At 70.7% G+C, this 16,140-nt stretch carries 10 protein-coding genes; 3 read left to right on the forward strand and 7 right to left on the reverse strand.

Annotation, left to right across the window (positions count from 1 at the left end; all coding sequences use genetic code 11):
* Positions 1-23 precede the first annotated feature (23 nt).
* From SLUN_RS17090 to SLUN_RS17115, 6 genes are all read right to left on the reverse strand, one after another.
* Positions 24-1,595, reverse strand: coding sequence for an APC family permease (locus tag SLUN_RS17090; RefSeq protein WP_108149306.1), 1,572 nt, complete (start codon positions 1,593-1,595; stop codon positions 24-26).
* Positions 1,596-1,823: 228 nt separating this feature from the next.
* Positions 1,824-3,281 (reverse strand): aldehyde dehydrogenase family protein, encoded by a 1,458-nt coding sequence (locus SLUN_RS17095; RefSeq protein ID WP_108149307.1) that lies wholly within the window; start codon positions 3,279-3,281, stop codon positions 1,824-1,826.
* Positions 3,278-5,017, reverse strand: a complete 1,740-nt coding sequence (locus SLUN_RS17100; RefSeq protein WP_108149308.1) for an N-acyl-D-amino-acid deacylase family protein — start codon at positions 5,015-5,017, stop codon at positions 3,278-3,280. The genes SLUN_RS17095 and SLUN_RS17100 overlap by 4 nt, the downstream gene beginning before the upstream one ends.
* A 345-nt stretch (positions 5,018-5,362) precedes the next feature.
* Positions 5,363-6,487 (reverse strand): LLM class flavin-dependent oxidoreductase, encoded by a 1,125-nt coding sequence (locus SLUN_RS17105; RefSeq protein WP_108149309.1) that lies wholly within the window; start codon positions 6,485-6,487, stop codon positions 5,363-5,365.
* 114 nt (positions 6,488-6,601) lie between these two features.
* Positions 6,602-7,363 carry an SDR family NAD(P)-dependent oxidoreductase gene (locus SLUN_RS17110; protein WP_108149310.1) on the reverse strand — a complete coding sequence of 254 codons (762 nt, stop codon included), beginning with the start codon at positions 7,361-7,363 and terminating at the stop codon, positions 6,602-6,604.
* Between the two features lie 10 nt (positions 7,364-7,373).
* Complete coding sequence (locus SLUN_RS17115; protein ID WP_108154793.1) at positions 7,374-8,279, reverse strand: LLM class F420-dependent oxidoreductase; 906 nt, start codon at positions 8,277-8,279, stop codon at positions 7,374-7,376.
* A gap of 477 nt (positions 8,280-8,756) precedes the next feature.
* Here SLUN_RS17115 and SLUN_RS17125 point away from each other — a divergent pair, with 477 nt between their 5' ends.
* Together SLUN_RS17125 and SLUN_RS17130 are read left to right on the forward strand one after the other, a co-directional pair.
* Positions 8,757-9,650, forward strand: a complete 894-nt coding sequence (locus SLUN_RS17125) for a hypothetical protein (protein WP_108149311.1) — start codon at positions 8,757-8,759, stop codon at positions 9,648-9,650.
* A 320-nt stretch (positions 9,651-9,970) separates the two neighbouring features.
* On the forward strand, positions 9,971-11,452 hold the full coding sequence (locus SLUN_RS17130; RefSeq protein WP_257153748.1) for an alpha/beta hydrolase: 1,482 nt from the start codon (positions 9,971-9,973) through the stop codon (positions 11,450-11,452).
* A gap of 74 nt (positions 11,453-11,526) precedes the next feature.
* Here SLUN_RS17130 and SLUN_RS17135 read toward each other — a convergent pair whose 3' ends face one another.
* Positions 11,527-12,753 carry an amidohydrolase family protein gene (locus SLUN_RS17135; RefSeq protein ID WP_108149312.1) on the reverse strand — a complete coding sequence of 409 codons (1,227 nt, stop codon included), beginning with the start codon at positions 12,751-12,753 and terminating at the stop codon, positions 11,527-11,529.
* Positions 12,754-13,011: 258 nt separating this feature from the next.
* Between SLUN_RS17135 and afsR the strand changes: the two genes are divergently transcribed.
* Complete coding sequence (gene afsR, locus SLUN_RS17140; protein WP_108149313.1) at positions 13,012-15,960, forward strand: SARP-family global regulator AfsR; 2,949 nt, start codon at positions 13,012-13,014, stop codon at positions 15,958-15,960.
* Positions 15,961-16,140 lie beyond the last annotated feature (180 nt).

Consider the following 16,140-nt stretch of genomic DNA (forward strand, 5'->3'; position numbering starts at 1 on the left):
TCCCGACAGGCGGACGGCCGTAACTACACAGTATCCGCCACCACCAGCGCCGGGGTCTCCTTCGTCAGCACCTCGCCCCGGAAGAACGCCGGGCTGCGGCGCTCCGTGATGAACATGATCACCAGGCCGAGGGCCAGCAGGCCGACGCCGATCACGAAGACCGAGCCGACTCCGAAGACCGCCGAGCCGCTGCCGTACGCCGGGTCCCACATGTCGTACAGGGTCTTGCCGAAGACCGCGGTCAGCAGGACGCCGCCGAGGACCGGGCAGAAGCCCTTGAAGAGGAAGTCGCGGGCGGAGCGGAAGAGGTCGCGGCGGAAGTACCAGGCGCAGGCGAACGCCGTGATCGAGTAGTAGAAGCAGATCATGAGGCCGAGCGCGTAGATCGTGTCGACCAGGACGTGCTCGCTGACCAGGGTCATGACCGTGTAGAAGACGCCCGTGGCGATGCCCGCCATGACGGTCGCGCGGCCCGGGGTCTTGAAGCGCGGGTGGACCTTGGCGTACGACGGCGGCAGGGCCTCGTACGCCGACATCGCCAGGACCGTGCGGGCGACCGGGATGAACGTGGTCTGCAGGCTGGCCGTGGCCGAGGCGACGACGGCGATGAAGAGCAGGATGCCCAGCGCCGGGCCCATCACCGGGCCGGCGAGGGCCGCGAAGACGTTGTCGGAGGTGTCCGGGTTGGCGAGGCCCAGGCCCTTGTCGCCGGAGCCGACCGCCATCTGGGCGGCGATGCCGGTGGCGAGGTACGAGCCGACCAGGACGACCATCGCGATGAGGGCCGCGCGGCCGGGGGTCTTGGCGCTGCCGGTGGTCTCCTCGTTCGCGGTGAGGCAGGCGTCCCAGCCCCAGTAAATGAAGATCGCCAGGGAGAGGCCGGCGGTGAAGGCCGAGAAGGACTCCACGGCGAACGGGTTCATCCAGGACCAGGAGAAGTCGACGCCCGTGTCGAAGGAGCCGCTGCCCGCCTTCTGGAAGGCCATCACCACGAAGAGGGCGAGGACGACGAGCTGGAGGCCGACCAGCGCGTACTGCACGCCCTTGGTGGCGGTCATGCCGCGGTAGCTGACGGCGGTCGCGGCGGCGATGAGGGCGAGGCAGGTGACGATGTGGACGGCCTTGTTGTCGTCCAGGGCCGCGATCGACGCGTTGCCCGTGATCTCGCCGGCCAGTAGCCAGAAGTAGGAGGTGGCGACGCCTGCGAGGTTGGAGAGCACGATGATCGTCGCGATCACCAGGCCCCAGCCGCACATCCAGCCGAGGCGGGGGCCGAAGGCCTTGACCGTCCAGGTGAAGGAGGTGCCGCAGTCCGGCATCACGCGGTTCAGCTCGCGGTAGGCGAAGGCGACCAGCAGCATCGGCAGGAAGCCGGCCAGGAACACCGCGGGCATCTGCGGACCGACCTCGCCGGCGGTGGAGCCGAGGGTGGAGGTCAGACAGTAGACGGGGGCAACCGTGGAGATGCCGATGACGGCGCTGCCCATGAGGCCGACGGAATTGCCGCCGAGGCCCTTCTCGCGTACGCCGCTCTCGCCCGAGGGGGCGCCCCTTACCGTGTCTCCGGCCTGGGGCCGCGCTTCCGTCTGAGTCATGAACAGGACGTTAAATGCTGCGGTTTCCACATCCGGAGGCCGAAGGTCCGGCCACTTGATCCTTGAATTTCAAGGTCGAGATGGACTAATGATCGATGAATAGAAGCTCGATGATGGACTCCGCTCGACCATCGCGAGGTCCAGGCCCAATCCTTCCGGAATGCGGAAACCGCAGCACTGCCCTTTATGTCCACTTTCAAATTTTCCCGTACGGGTGCCAGGGAGGCGTCAGCCGGGCCAGACGATCGACTGCAGCTCGCTGTACGCATGCAGCGCGTACGAGCCCACGTCCCGCCCCACCCCGCTCTTCTTGAACCCGCCGAACGGCGCTTCCATATTGCGGCCGATGGTGTTCACCCCGACCCCGCCCGCCCGCAGCTCCCCCGCCACCCGGAACGCCCGCGCCACGTCGCCCGACCAGACGTAGTCGATCAGGCCGTAGTCGCTGTCGTTGGCCAGCGCGATGCCCTCGTCCTCGTCGTCGAAGGGGACGACCACGACCACCGGGCCGAAGATCTCCTCCCGGACGACGCGCATGTCGTTCGTACAGTCGGCGAAGAGGGTGGGCGCGACATAGAAGCCCTTCTCCCGCGCAGGACGCTCCCCGCCCGCGACCAGGCGCGCGCCCTCCTTCCTCCCCAGTTCGATGTACGACTCGACGCGGTCACGGTGGGCCGCCGAGATCACCGGGCCGACCACCGTGCCCGCCTCCGCCGGGTCGCCGACCTTCAGATACCCCAGATAACCGGTCAGCTTCTCGACCAGCAGGTCGTAGATGCCGCGCTGGGCGATCACCCGCGTCGGCGCCGTACAGATCTGGCCGCTGTAGAAGGAGAACGTCGTGCCGATGCCCGTCACCGCGGAATCCACGTCCGCGTCGTCGAAGACAAGTGCCGCGCCCTTGCCGCCCAGCTCCATCAGCTGCCGCTTCATCCCGCGGCCGCAGGCCTCCGCGATGCGCTGCCCGACCGCCGTGGAACCGGTGAAGCTGACCATGTCGACGTCCGGGGAGTCGACGGCGGCCTCGCCGACGGCCGGTGCGGAGCCGGTCACCACATTCACGACGCCCGGCGGCACACCCGCCTCCGCCAGCGCCTCGGCCATCCGGTAGACGGAGAGCGGGTCCTGCGGGGCGGGCTTCACGACGACCGTGTTGCCCATCGCGAGCGCGGGCGCGACCTTTCCCGCCGGGTTGGCCCAGGGGTTGTTGTACGAGGTGATGCAGGTGACGACGCCGACCGGACGGCGTACCGCGAGCGCCCCGAACACGCCCGCCCTGCCCATCGGGCCCGCGGCGTTGATCTGCGGGGGCAGCCCCTGCTCGACCGGCTCCAGCGCACCTTTCGCGTACCGCCGGAAGCGGGCCGCGCCCACCGCGACCTGCATACCGCGCGCTGTCGCGGTCGTCGCCCCGCTCTCGGCGCGGGCGAGCCGGGCATACGGCTCGGCCTCCCGCTGGATCACGTCCGCGGCCGCGTCGAGGATCGCGGCGCGCTCCTCCGGCTTCGTACGGGACCAGGTCTCGAAGGCGTCCCGAGCGGCGGCGGCGGCCTGATACACCTGGTCGCGGCTCGCCTCGGGCGCCAGGCCGACGGTCTCCTCGCTCGCCGGGTCGACGACCTCGTAGTGGCCGCGGTCCGGTTCGACCCACTCCCCGCCGATGAACAGCCGCTGCGGATCGCTCACTTGGTGCTCACCGTCTTCGTGTCCCGGCCCGAACGCAGCACCGTGCCCGGTACGGCCCCGGTGACCCGGTCGTCCCGTATCGTCTCGACGCCGTTGACGCGCACCGACACGATGCCGATCGCCTTCGCGTCCAGGCGCGGGCTGTCGCCGGGCAGATCGTGTACGAGGGTCGCCGGGCCGGCCTCGATCCGCTCGGGGTCGAAGAGGACGAGGTCCGCGTGCCAGCCCTCCCGCACGCGCCCGCGCTCGCGCAGGCCGAAGAGCTGCGCCGGATCGTCGGTCAGCATCTTCACCGCCTCCTCGAGGCCGACGAGCTTGCGGCCGCGCAGACAGTCGCCGATGAAGCGGGTGGTGTACGGAGCCCCGCACATCCGGTCCAGATGCGCGCCGGCGTCGGAGCCGCCGAGCATGACGTCCTCGTGCTGCCAGGTCTGCTGACGCAGCTCCCAGGAGGCGGGGTCGTTGTCGGTGGGCATGGGCCACAGGACCGTACGCAGCTGGTCGTTGGCGCAGATCTCGACGAGGCAGTGGAAGGCGTCCTGGCCGCGCTCGGCGGCGATGTCCTTCACGACGCGGCCGGACAGGCCGTCGTTCTCCTTGGAGTACGTGTCACCGATGACGTACCGCCCGAAGGAGGCCAGCCGCCGGAAGACCCCGGCTTCCTTGCTGTCCGCGCGGCGCAGCATCTCGGCCCGTACGTCGGCGTCGCGGAGCTTCGCGATCCGCTCGGGGACGGGGAGGGAGAGGATCTCGCCCCAGCCGGGGATCAGATTCAGCGCGCAGAAGGTGCCCAGCGACATGTTCATCGGGGTGAGGATCGGCATGGTCAGGGCGACGATGCGGCCGCCGGACCTCCTCGCCCGTTCGCTCGCCTCGAGCTGGCGCGGGACGCGCTCGGGCACGGACGCGTCGATGGTCAGCACATTCCAGTTCAGGGGCCGTCCCGCCGCGGCACTCATCTCGACGAACAGGTCGATCTCCTCGTCGGCGAACTGGTCCAGGCAGCCGGCGACGATCGCCTCGAGCTGGGTGCCCTCGTGCTCGGCGACGGCCCTCGCCAGCGCGAGCAGCTCTTCCGGCTGTGCATGGCGGGAGGCGACCGGCTTGCCGTCGCCGTCGGAGTGGGTGGAGGACTGGGTGGTGGAGAGCCCCCAGGCGCCCGCGGCCATCGCGTCGTGGAAGAGCCCGAGCATCTGGTCGAGTTGCTCGGGCGTGGGCAGGCCGCCGACCGCGTCGGGGCCCATGACATGCCTGCGCAGGGCGCAATGGCCCACCATGAAGCCCGCGTTGACGGCGATCCGGCCCTCCAGCGCGTCCAGGTACTCGCCGAAGGTGTGCCAGTTCCAGGGCGCGCCCTCTTCCAGGGCGACCAGTGACATGCCCTCGACCTTGGACATCATGCGGCGCGTGTAGTCGGCGTCCTCGGGCCGGTCGGGGTTGAGCGGGGCGAGGGTGAAGCCGCAGTTGCCGCCGGCGACAGTGGTCACTCCGTGGTTCATGGAGGGGGTGGCGTACGGGTCCCAGAACAGCTGGGCGTCGTAGTGCGTGTGCGGGTCGACGAACCCGGGGGTGAGGATGAGCCCGGACGCGTCCTCGCTCGTCGTGGCCTCCTCGTCGACGGTTCCGGGTGCGGCGATGAGGGCGATGCGCCCGTCGCGTATCCCGACGTCGGCGACGTACGCGGGCGCGCCCGTCCCGTCCACGACGGTCGCCGAGCGAATGAGGTGGTCGAGCATGACGGGTCCCTTCGGCGTGTGGGTCTGCGTGTGGGTGGTTCGTGGTTCCGGCCGGGGCGGGTGGCAGGCCGCTGCCACGGGCACCCGGCCGGAACCTGGGGACGGCGGTCCGGGAGGCCGCCGCCGTTTCTGTGGGCGGGGTGGCTTGTTCCCCTACCCGCCCCTTCACGCAACCGGGGCAAGCCCCGGACCCCGTACGGCCTCCGGCCGTGTCCTCAATCGCCGGACGGGCTTGAGTTGCCGGACCGGCAACCTCAAGCCCCGCTGGGGGTCCCCCCACGCCCGCAGGGCGTAGGGGGAGATTGAGGCGCGGGGTCTGGGGCGGAGCCCCAGGTACGGGTCGCCCTACGCTCCCGCCGCCTGGCGGAAACGGGTCGTCCGGTGGACCGGATCCGTGTCGATCTGCGGGATCACGTGCTCACCGATCAGCCGGATCGACCGCAGCGTGTCCTCCCGCGAGATCCCGATCGGGAGGCCGAAGCTCAGCTGGTCCGCCCCCGCCTGCTCCCACCGCTTGCACTGCTGCAGCACCTCCCCCGGGTCGCCGCAGATCATCAGCTCCTCCGCGATCAGCAGCTCGATGATCTCCGCGCTGTACTCCGGCAGCAGCTCCGGCCACTCGGGGATGCCCTCGGGCCGCGGGAAGGTGTCGTGGTAGCGGAAGAGCAGCGACTGGAGGTAGTTGAGCCCTCCGCCGACGGCTATCTCGACGGCCTTCTCGTGCGTCTCCGCGCAGATCGCCGTCGATGTCACCATCACGTTGTCGTTGACGAAGTCGCCGATCGCCTTCGCCTCCTTGACGGCCGTCTTGTACGACTCGACGACCCACTCCATGTCGGAGACCTTCTGCACGCTGAAGCCCAGGACACCGAGGCCCTTCTTGCCCGCCATGGCGTACGAGGACGGGGAGCCGGCCGCGTACCACATGGCCGGGTGGGACTTCCCGTACGGCTTCGGCAGGATCTTGCGCGGCGGCAGCGACCAGTGCTTGCCCTGGAAGCCGACGTACTCGTCCTGGAGCCACATCTTGGGGAACTCGCCGATGGTCTCTTCCCAGAGTTCCTTGGTGTGGTTCATGTCGGTGATGCCGGGCATGAAGCCGAGGATCTCGTGGCTGCCGGCCCCGCGGCCCGTCCCGAACTCGAAGCGTCCTTCGGAGAGATGGTCGAGCATCGCGACCTTCTCGGCGACCTTCACGGGGTGGTTCACGGGCGCCAGCGGGTTGAAGATGCCCGAGCCCAGGTGGATCCGGTCCGTCGCGTGCGCGAGGTACCCGAGGTACACATCGTTCGCGGACAGATGCGAGTACTCCTCCAGGAAGTGGTGCTCGGAGGCCCAGGCGTACTTGAAGCCGGACTTGTCGGCCTGGATGACGTACTCGGTCTCCTCCATCAGCGCCTTGTGCTCCGCGAGCGGGTCGGTCTCGGCGCGCTTGCCGACGTATCCCTGTACAAAGAGCCCGAATTCCAAGGGGGTTCACCACCGTCCGATGTTTCTGACGAACCGTCAGATCTGGATGTGCTCGACTGTTCCACCGCGCGCGAGAGGCGTCAATACCTGACGCCGCCAATACCTGACGCTCAGTCAGAAGATGCTCACGCCGGCCAGCCAGCCGCCGTCGATGACGAAGGGCTGGCCGGTGATGTACGAGGAGTCCTCGCTGGTCAGGAAGAGCGCCAGCTTCGCCACCTCCTCCGGCCGGCCGATCCGGCCGAGCGGCACGAGCTTCCGGTACAGCTCACCCACCGCCGCCGGGTCCACCCCGTCCGGGTTGCTCATCGGGGTGTCCACCGCACCCGGGCAGACCGCGTTGACCCGGATCCTCTTGGCGGCCAGCTCCACGGCCGCCACCCGGGTCAGGCCGAGGATGGCGTGCTTGGTCGCGGCGTACGCGCCCACGCCCGCCATGCCGGTCAGGGCCGTGTACGAGGCGGTGTTGACGATCGTGCCGCCGCCGGCCGCCTCGATCTCGGGCGCGACACTGCGGATGCCGAGGAAGGCGCCGACCTGGTTGACCTGCGTGACCAGCTGGAACTCCTCCAGCGGGGTGGAGACCAGCTCGTTGAACCGCAGAATCCCCGCGTTGTTGACCAGGCCGTCGACCTTCCCGAACGCCTCCTTCGCGGCGGCGACGGCGGCGGTCCAGTCGGCCTCCTGACTGACGTCGAGGTGGACGTAGCGGGCCTCGTCGTGGCCCAGCTCCTTCGCGAGCGCCTCACCCTGGTCGTCCAGCACATCCGCGATCACCACCTTGGCGCCCTCGGCCGCGAAGAGCCGCGCCTCCTGCTCGCCCTGCCCGCGCGCCGCGCCGGTGATGAGGACGACGCGCCCGTCCAGCTTTCCCATGCCAGTCTCCTCAGTTCAGATGCGGGGCCACGTCGGCGGCGAACGCCGCCATCTGGTCGGTGAGTTCGGTACGGCTCCGGCTGCGGAACCGCACCTGGATCTGGTGCACGCCCATCGCGGCGTAGGCGCGCAGCGACTCGGCGAGCGCGTCCGGCTTGCCGGTGAGGGTCCTGCGGCCGGTCTCCCAGGAGGGCTCCCCCACATACAGCGGCTCGGCGATGGCCCCGATCTCGATGGGCTCGGTGACACCTGCCTCGGCGCGCAGGGCCTTCAACCTGGCGATCTGGGCAGGGAGTTTGCCGCGCGGGTCGCCCTGGGGCAGCCAGCCGTCACCCCGTACGGCGGCGCGGCGCACGGCGGCGGGCGAGGAGCCGCCCACCCAGAGGGGTACCCGCTGCTGGGCCGGCCTGGGCCGCTGCCCGAGCCCGCTGAAGGAGAACCGCTCCCCGGCGAACTCGGGGTACTCCTCCTCGCCGAGCGCCGCCCTGAGCGCGTCGATGGTCTCGTCGAGCACGGGCCCACGCGCGGCGAAGTCGACGCCGAGCGCCTCGAACTCCTCCTGCACATGCCCGGCCCCGACCCCGAGGACCAGGCGCCCGCCGGAGAGATGGTCGAGGGTCGCGTACTGCTTGGCGCTCACGAGGGGGTGCCGCAGCCCGACGACGGCGACATGACTGAGCAGCAGCACGCGTTCGGTGATCCCGGCGAGGAAGGAGAGGGTGGCGACGGGGTCGTACCAGACGGTCGACATCGCATCGGCGAGGCGGCGCGGGATCGCGACATGGTCACAGGTCGCGAGATACGCGAACCCGGCACGGTCGGCGGTCCGCGCGATCTCGGCGAGGTCCTCGGCTCCGGCTTCGGCCTCCCACGGCTCCGCGTAGATGGTGCTCTGCGACTGGACCGGGAGCTGCATCCCGTACGACAGCCGCCCATCGGGCAGTACCTGCACCGTGCCGCCTCCTCGCCTGATCTGACGCTACGTCAACTGGCTGGACGGGGCCATCGTCGTACCTGACGGTCCATCAGACAAGGGGGTGCGCGGGAGGCGAGGCCGACCGGGTCGGCTCACGCCGGACCGAGCGGGGTGGCGATGGCCGGTCTCGGCCGAGCAGGGCGTAGACCGTGCCGGCTCGGGCGGCGGGCTCGTCCGACCCCTCGGCGGTGAGGCTGACGCCGGCGAAGGCCATGCGCGGGCGAGCCGGTCGGACCAGGGCAGCCGCAGGCCCGAGCACCGCCGGGGCCCGGAACGTCCAGGTCCCGGCTCCGTTGACCCCGGTCCGTCCCGTACGTGTCTCAGGCACGTAACCGGGTGAGGGGCCCCGGAAAGCCCGCCCGTACTCCGTGGCGAAGGCTCCGGGAGGTCCGGAGCGAATGAGACGGGGAGAGAACAATGATCAGCAAGCGCTTCGGGATGATCGCCAGTGCCGCCGCCGCCGGTGCCCTGCTGCTTACCGCGTGCAATGGGACCGACGCCGAGACGGGTGCCGCCGCACCCGCCACGTCCGCGACTGCCGGGCAGGAGGCCGGGCAGGGCGGGGCGCAGCAGCTGAACTTCCTGAGCGGGACCGCTCAGCAGAACAAGGCGCAGCCCAAGACCGGGGACTGGGCGAACAGCCCGGGCAAGCCCGCCGAGAAGCCCGTGGCGAAGAAGTGGGTTCAGCTGAGCGCCTCCAAGGCCGGGAACCTCGACCCCGTGGTGGTCAACGGTGCGGGCTTCACGCTCTACCGGTTCGACCCGGACGACGCCAAGCCCTCGAAGTCGAACTGCAACGGTGCCTGCGCCGTCACCTGGCCGCCCGTCGTCGTCGCTCCCGGCGGCAAGATCTTCATCGACGGGGTCAAGAAGTCCGACGTCGGCGTGGTCAAGCGGGACGACGGGTCGCTGCAGGTGACGGTCGGCGGCTGGCCCGTCTACCGGTTCAGCAAGGACCTGAAGCCCGGTGACACCAACGGGCAGGGCGTCGGCGGGACGTGGTTCGGCGTGACCCCGGACGGGCAGAAGGCCGGCGCCCCCGAGGGCGGGGCCCCCGCGGGCGGCAAGACCGCAAGCAGCGTCACCCTCTCCGACGAGAAGAACTTCGGCGACCCCTCCGAGGGTCTCGCCGGCGCCGGCTGCCAGAACGTCGGCCGCGACAACGCCACCTCGTCCCTCCAGGCCTCCGGCTCCCTGAAGATCTGGTCCGAGAAGGACTGCAAGGGCACGTCCAAGGTCGTCAACGGCAATGTCGCCGACCTGTCCGCCATCGGGTTCGACAACACCGTCTCGTCGGTCTTCTTCGGCTGAGCGAAGCCCTGCTGACCGAGTACCGAGGAGGCCGCGCCCGCACGGGGGGCGCGGCCTCTTCGTCGTGCCCCGCTCACAGCGCCACCCGTTCGGATGCCCGCCTGTTGCACGGCACCGACACGGCCCGTGGGATGACAGTGGGCCTGCCGACGGACGGCGCCCGGACGCGAGCCGCCGTGCACACGAAGGGTCTGCCGATGCCACGAGTCAGGACCGGTTGGCGAGGCCGTGGTGCCGCGTGCGCCGCCGGGGCCCTTCTGCTCTCCTCCGCCGTGGTGAGCGGTTCGAGCGCGGTCGAGCTGCCCCGCGGAGGAGCCCCCGTGGCCCCCGTGGCCCCCGTGGCCCCCGTGAGCGACGGGGCCACAGTGCTGCGCTGGAAGCCCTGCGAAGGCGAAGCACAGCAGGGATTCGAGTGCGCCGTGGCAAAGGTCCCGCTGGATTACACCCGCCCCCGGTCGCGGACCATCGACCTGGCGGTGATCAGGCACAGGGCCACTGCTCCCGGACGACGGACAGCGTCGTTGTTCTTCAACCCCGGAGGGCCCGGCGGCGCGGGGACCGTAGGGCTGCCGGAGCTGTACGAGAAGTTCCCCGAACAGCTGCGGGAACGGTACGACATCGTCAGCTGGGACCCGCGCGGCGTCGGAGAGAGCACCCCGGTGCGGTGTTTCGACACCGCGGAAGAGGCCATCGCATGGCACGAGCCTGTTCCTCCGTTTCCCGTGGGCAGGGAGGAGCGCAGGGCCTACATCGCGGCGTACGCCGATCTCGCCCGGCGCTGCGAGCAGCGCGAACCGGAGTTGCTGCGCCACATCTCGACCGCCGACGTCGCCCGGGACCTCGACCGGTTGCGCCGGGCCGTGGGTGAGGAGCGCCTCCGCTACTGGGGCATTTCGTACGGCACTCTCCTGGGGGCGACCTACGCGAACCTGTTCCCGTCCAGAGTCGGCCGCCTGGTGCTGGACGGGAACGTCGATCCGGAAGCCTGGGTGAACGGCGGTTCGAGGAAAGAGCCCAGGCTGAACACCTTCCTGCGCCTGGAGTCGGATCTGGGCTCGGCCGACACCCTTGGGCAGTTTCTCGAGCTGTGCGGGGGTGCACCGGTCAGTCATTGTGCGTTCTCCGCAGGAAACCCGGGGGCGACCCGGGCCAAGTTCAACGAGTTGATGCGCCGCCTCGAAGCGCAGCCCGTGGGGTCCTGGACCTACGCGAGAACCGTGAGCGAGGTCCGGGGTGGCCTGTACACGGTCCACCCGGGCTGGAACGGCACGGCGGAAACGCTGCAGACACTGTGGGAGGGCCACGCCCCCCAGGAACCCCCGGCGTCTCCGGGTCCCCCGCGGTATCCCGGCTTCGAACAGCCCCTCGCCGTGCTGTGCGCGGAGAGCCCCAACCCCCGTGACCCGCAACGGTATGTCGCACTCGACCGGCTGAGCACGGCGCGGGCAGGGGATCTCGGGCACTGGTGGGTCTGGGCCAACGAGCCGTGTGCGTCATGGCGGGCGAAAGCCGCGGCGAGCTACGCCGGTCCCTGGGACCGGCCCACCGCTCACCCCGTTCTGGTCGTCAATCCGACCTACGACCCGGCCACCCCGTACCAGGGGGGCCAGGCCGTGGCCCGGGAACTCGCCGACGCCCGCCTGCTCACCCTCAACGGGTACGGACACACCGCACTGGACAATCCGAGCAGCTGCGTCAACGAGCACGCGGTCCGCTACTTCCTCAGCGGTGTTCTCCCCCCGGCCGGTGCCACGTGCGAACAGGACACTCCGCCCTTCAGTGCGGAGACGCCGGCCAAGTGACGCGGCGGGCCCGCCCGGCCACCTGACCGGACGGGCCCCACGGACGCGACGACGGCCGCACGTTCGTACGGCCGTCACGCCCCCGGTCCGGGCCACAGCCCATCCGGTGTGAGGCCGAGCAGCTCGATCGCGTTCCCCCGTACGATCCGGTCCACCACGTCCGGCGCCAGGTGGCCCATCTGGGACTCGCCGACCTCCTTGGACTTGGGCCAGGTGGAGTCCGAGTGCGGGTAGTCCGTCTCGTACAGGACGTTCCCCACCCCGATCGCGTCCAGGTTCTTCAGCCCGAACGCGTCGTCGAAGAAGCACCCGTACACATGCTCGGCGAACACCTCCGACGGCGGCCGCAGCACCTTGTCCGCCACCCCGCCCCAGCCCCGGTTCTCCTCCCACACCACGTCCGCGCGCTCGAGGATGTACGGGATCCACCCGATCTGGCCCTCCGCGTACATGATCTTCAGGCCGGGGAAGCGTTCCAGCTTGCCGCTCATCAGCCAGTCGACCATCGAGAAGCAGCAGTTGGCGAAGGTGATCGTCGAACCGACGGCCGGCGGCGCGTCGGCGGACGTCGACGGCATCCTCGACGACGAGCCGATGTGCATCGCGATCACCGTCCCCGTCTCGTCGCACGCCCGCAGGAACGGGTCCCACTCGTCCGTGTGCACCGACGGCAGCCCGAGGTGCGGCGGTATCTCCGAGAAGGCGACCGCCCGCACCCCCCGCGCCGCGTTCCGCCGGACCTCCGCCGCCGCCAGCTCCGCGTCCCAGAGGGGGATGAGCGTGAGCGGGATGAGACGGCCGTGCGCCTGCGGGCCGCACCACTCCTCCACCATCCAGTCGTTGTACGCCCGCACCCCCAGCAGCCCCAGTTCGCGGTCCTTCGCCTCGGTGAAGGTCTGGCCGCAGAAGCGCGGGAAGGTCGGGAAGCAGAGCGCCGACTGGACGTGGTTGACGTCCATGTCCGCCAGCCGCTCCGGGACGCTGAAGGAGCCCGGTCGCATCTGTTCGTACGTGATGACCTCGAGCTTGATCTCGTCGCGGTCGTAGCCGACCGCCGTGTCCAGGCGGGTCAGTGGCCGGTGCAGATCCTCGTACACCCACCAGTCGCCTGTCGGCCCGTCGTCGCCCTTCGCGCCCATCACCGGGGCGAACCTGCCGCCCAGGAAGGTCATTTCCTTCAGGGGCGCCCGGACGATCCGCGGGCCGGTGTCCTGGTACTTCGACGGGAGCCGGTCCCGCCAGACGTTGGGGGGCTCAACCGTGTGGTCGTCCACCGAGATGATCTTCGGGAAGGTCTCCATGCGCTCCACGGTAGCGCCAATCTGACGAGTCGTCAGCTACTGCGTCCCGACCGTAACCCCGACCGCCACCGCCGAGGCGACCGGTAGCGCGCAGCAGCCGCTGCCGACGAAGATCACACCCGAAGATCGCCGGCAGGGGTTAGCTCACAACCCGACGCGGGCAGGGGCGATATGGAGACGCCCCGCTGCTGACGGGGCCGCCATGCACAGGGCAGACTGTCGAGGGCGATTCCGGCAGTACGGGGGCAGGGAGCAGCTATGGACCGTGACAGCGGGCCACGCGTACCGGAGCAGTGGACTCCGGAGCAGAGCAGCGTCGTTGACCTGCGCTTCAGCGTGCTCGGCCCGGTGCGTGCCTGGCGCGGCGGGGAGGCGCTGCCGTCCGGTTCACCGCAGCAACGCGCCCTGTTCGCCGCCCTGTTGATGCGCGACGGCCGAACGGCGACCGCCTCCGAGCTCATCGATGCGATCTGGGGCGAGGAACCTCCCTCGCAGGCGCTCGCCGCCATCCGGACGTACGCCTCGCGGCTGCGCAAGATCCTCACCGCCAACGCCCTGGTCAGCGAGTCGGGCGGCTATGCGCTGCGGATCAGGCGCGACGCCCTCGACCTCGCGGTGGCACAGGAGTTGGCCACGGAAGCGGAGAAGGCGCGCGCCGCCGGGGAGCGCGGCCAGGCCCGCGCGCTGATCAACAAGTCGCTGGGGCTGTGGGACGGCGAACCGCTGGCCAATGTGCCCGGGCCGTACGCCGAGAACCAGCGGGCCCGTCTCGAGGAGTGGCGCCTCCAGCTCCTGGAGACCCGCCTCGACCTCGATCTGGAGGTCGGCCAGCACGCGGAGGCGGTCTCCGAGCTGACCGCCCTCACCGCCGCGCACCCGCTGCGGGAGCGGCTGCGGGAGCTGCTGATGCTGGCCCTGTACCGCAGCGGACGGCAGGCCGAGGCGCTGGCCGTGTACGCCGACACCCGCCGGCTGCTCGCCGAGGAACTGGGCGTCGACCCGCGCCCCGAGCTCTCCCGGCTCCAGCAGCGCATCCTGCAGGCCGACGCGGAACTGGCCCGGCCCAGCGAGGCACCCGCCCCGGCCCCCCAGGTCACCCGGCCCGCCCAACTCCCCGCCACGGTCCCCGACTTCACCGGCCGGGCCTCCTTCGTACGCGAACTGGGCGACCAGCTCGCCACCGCCGAGGGTTCGGTGATGGCGGTCTCGGCGCTCGCGGGCATAGGCGGCGTCGGCAAGACGACCCTCGCGGTCCATGTCGCGCACGAGGCCCGCCCGCACTTCCCGGACGGCCAGCTGTACGTCGACCTCCAGGGCGCGGGCAACCGCGCCGCCGAACCGGAGACCGTCCTGGGCGCGTTCCTGCGTGCCCTCGGCACGGCGGACTCCGCCATTCCGGACACCCTGGACGAGCGGGCCGCGCTGTACCGCTCGACGCTGGACGGCCGCCGCATCCTGGTCCTCCTCGACAACGCCCGCGACGCGGCCCAGATCCGCCCGCTGCTGCCCGGCACGGCGGGCTGCGCGGCCCTGGTCACCAGCCGCGTCCGGATGGTCGACCTGGCCGGCGCGCACCTCGTCGACCTGGATGTGATGTCACCGGAGGAGGCGCTGCAGCTCTTCACACGCATCGTCGGCGAGGAGCGGGTCACCTCGGAGCGCAAGGCGGCCCTCGATGTGGTCGCGGCCTGTGGCTTCCTGCCGCTCGCGATCCGTATCGCCGCCTCCCGGCTGGCGGCCCGCCGCACCTGGACGGTCTCGGTGCTGGCCGCCAAGCTCGCCGACGAGCGCCGCCGCCTGGACGAACTGCAGGCCGGCGACCTCGCGGTGAAGGCCACCTTCGAACTCGGCTACGGCCAGCTCGAGCCGGCCCAGGCCCGCGCCTTCCGCCTCCTCGGCCTCGCGGACGGCCCGGACATCTCCCTCGCCGCGGCCGCGGCGGTGGTGGGCCTCCCGGCCCAGGAGACCGAGGACCTGCTGGAGGCGCTGGTCGACACCTCGCTGCTGGAGTCGGCGGCGCCGGGCAGGTACCGGTACCACGACCTCGTACGGCTCTACGCGCGTGCATGTGCGGAGAGAGACGAACAGCCGCCGGTGGAGCGGGAGCTGGCGCTGTCGCGGCTCCTTGACTTCTATCTCGTGACGGCGTCACGGGTGTTCGCGATCGAGCGGCCGGGCGACCGGCTGGTCGACCACCTGGAAGCGACCTGCCACGCGGGAGTCGAATTCACCGACCGGCAGGACGCACAGGACTGGTTCTACGCGGAAGCGCACTGCCTGCTGGCCTGCGCGCGACAGTCCGCCGGTGGGGCGCGGCTCCGCCCCGCCGTCGACCTGATGTGGGTGGCACAGGACCTGGCCGAGTCCGGCGCGAACTCCAAGGTGTACGAGACTGTCGCCTTCGCGGCGCTCGACGCGGCACGCGCCGTCGGCGACACCCGCACCGAGGGGCGGGCCCGGACGTCGCTGACCAACGTCCATCTGGTCGCGGGCCGTTATGAGCAGGCGGACGAGGAGGCCAAGCAGGCGGCCGTGCTCGCGCGGGCCGCGCACGACCCGGCGCCCGTGTACTGGTCCGACAACGACCGCGGCATCATCGCCTTCATCCAGGGGCGCAACGAGGAGGCCGAGGCCCACCTGCGCCGGGCGAGGGAAGGATCACGCGCCGACGGGAACCTGCCCGGAGAGGCCAGTGCCCTGTGCAACCTCTCGCGTATCCATGTCGCCATGGGCCGTACCTCGGAGGGCATCGCTCTGGCCGAGCAGGGCATCACGCTCTACGAACAGATCGGGCAGGCCTTCCGGCTGGCCAATGCGCGCTACGCCCTGGGGGTCGCGCTCACCCAGGCCGAGCGTCACACCGAGGCGCTGGAGCAACTGGCCGAGGCGCTGGAGCAGTTCGAGGCGAACCGGCAGCGCCTGTGGGAAGGGACCGCGCACTTCCGTATCGCCCAGGCGCATCTCTCGGCCCGCCGCCCGGCGCGCGCGGCTCAGCATGCCGAACAGGCACTCGCCATCGGCTGCATGGGCGGCGACCGGACGCGCGGCAATGTGCTGATCACGCTGGGCAAGGCCCTGGACAGCCTCGGCCAGGCGGACCGCGCGCGTGCCTGCTGGCGCGAGGCCCTGTTCCTGCACGAGCAGTCGGGCGCTCCGGAGGCCGAGACAGTACGGGCGTTGCTCACCCCGCTCAGCGGCGCGGCCTGAGTGCGCCGAGCCAGGGCGTTCATCGAATGTTTATGCTCGTCCGACATGCTCCAAGCATTCGATCCGTCGCGTCGGGGGGCAGGCGGATCACCGGGACCGTCACCCAAGCGGGGGCGACAGTTCCACTGGCCTTCTGTCCGGCGACCCTCGGGGGAGTCTCCGGGCAGAAGGCCACCTTCG

Source organism: Streptomyces lunaelactis, assembly GCF_003054555.1.
GTDB classification, from domain to species: Bacteria; Actinomycetota; Actinomycetes; order Streptomycetales; family Streptomycetaceae; genus Streptomyces; species Streptomyces lunaelactis.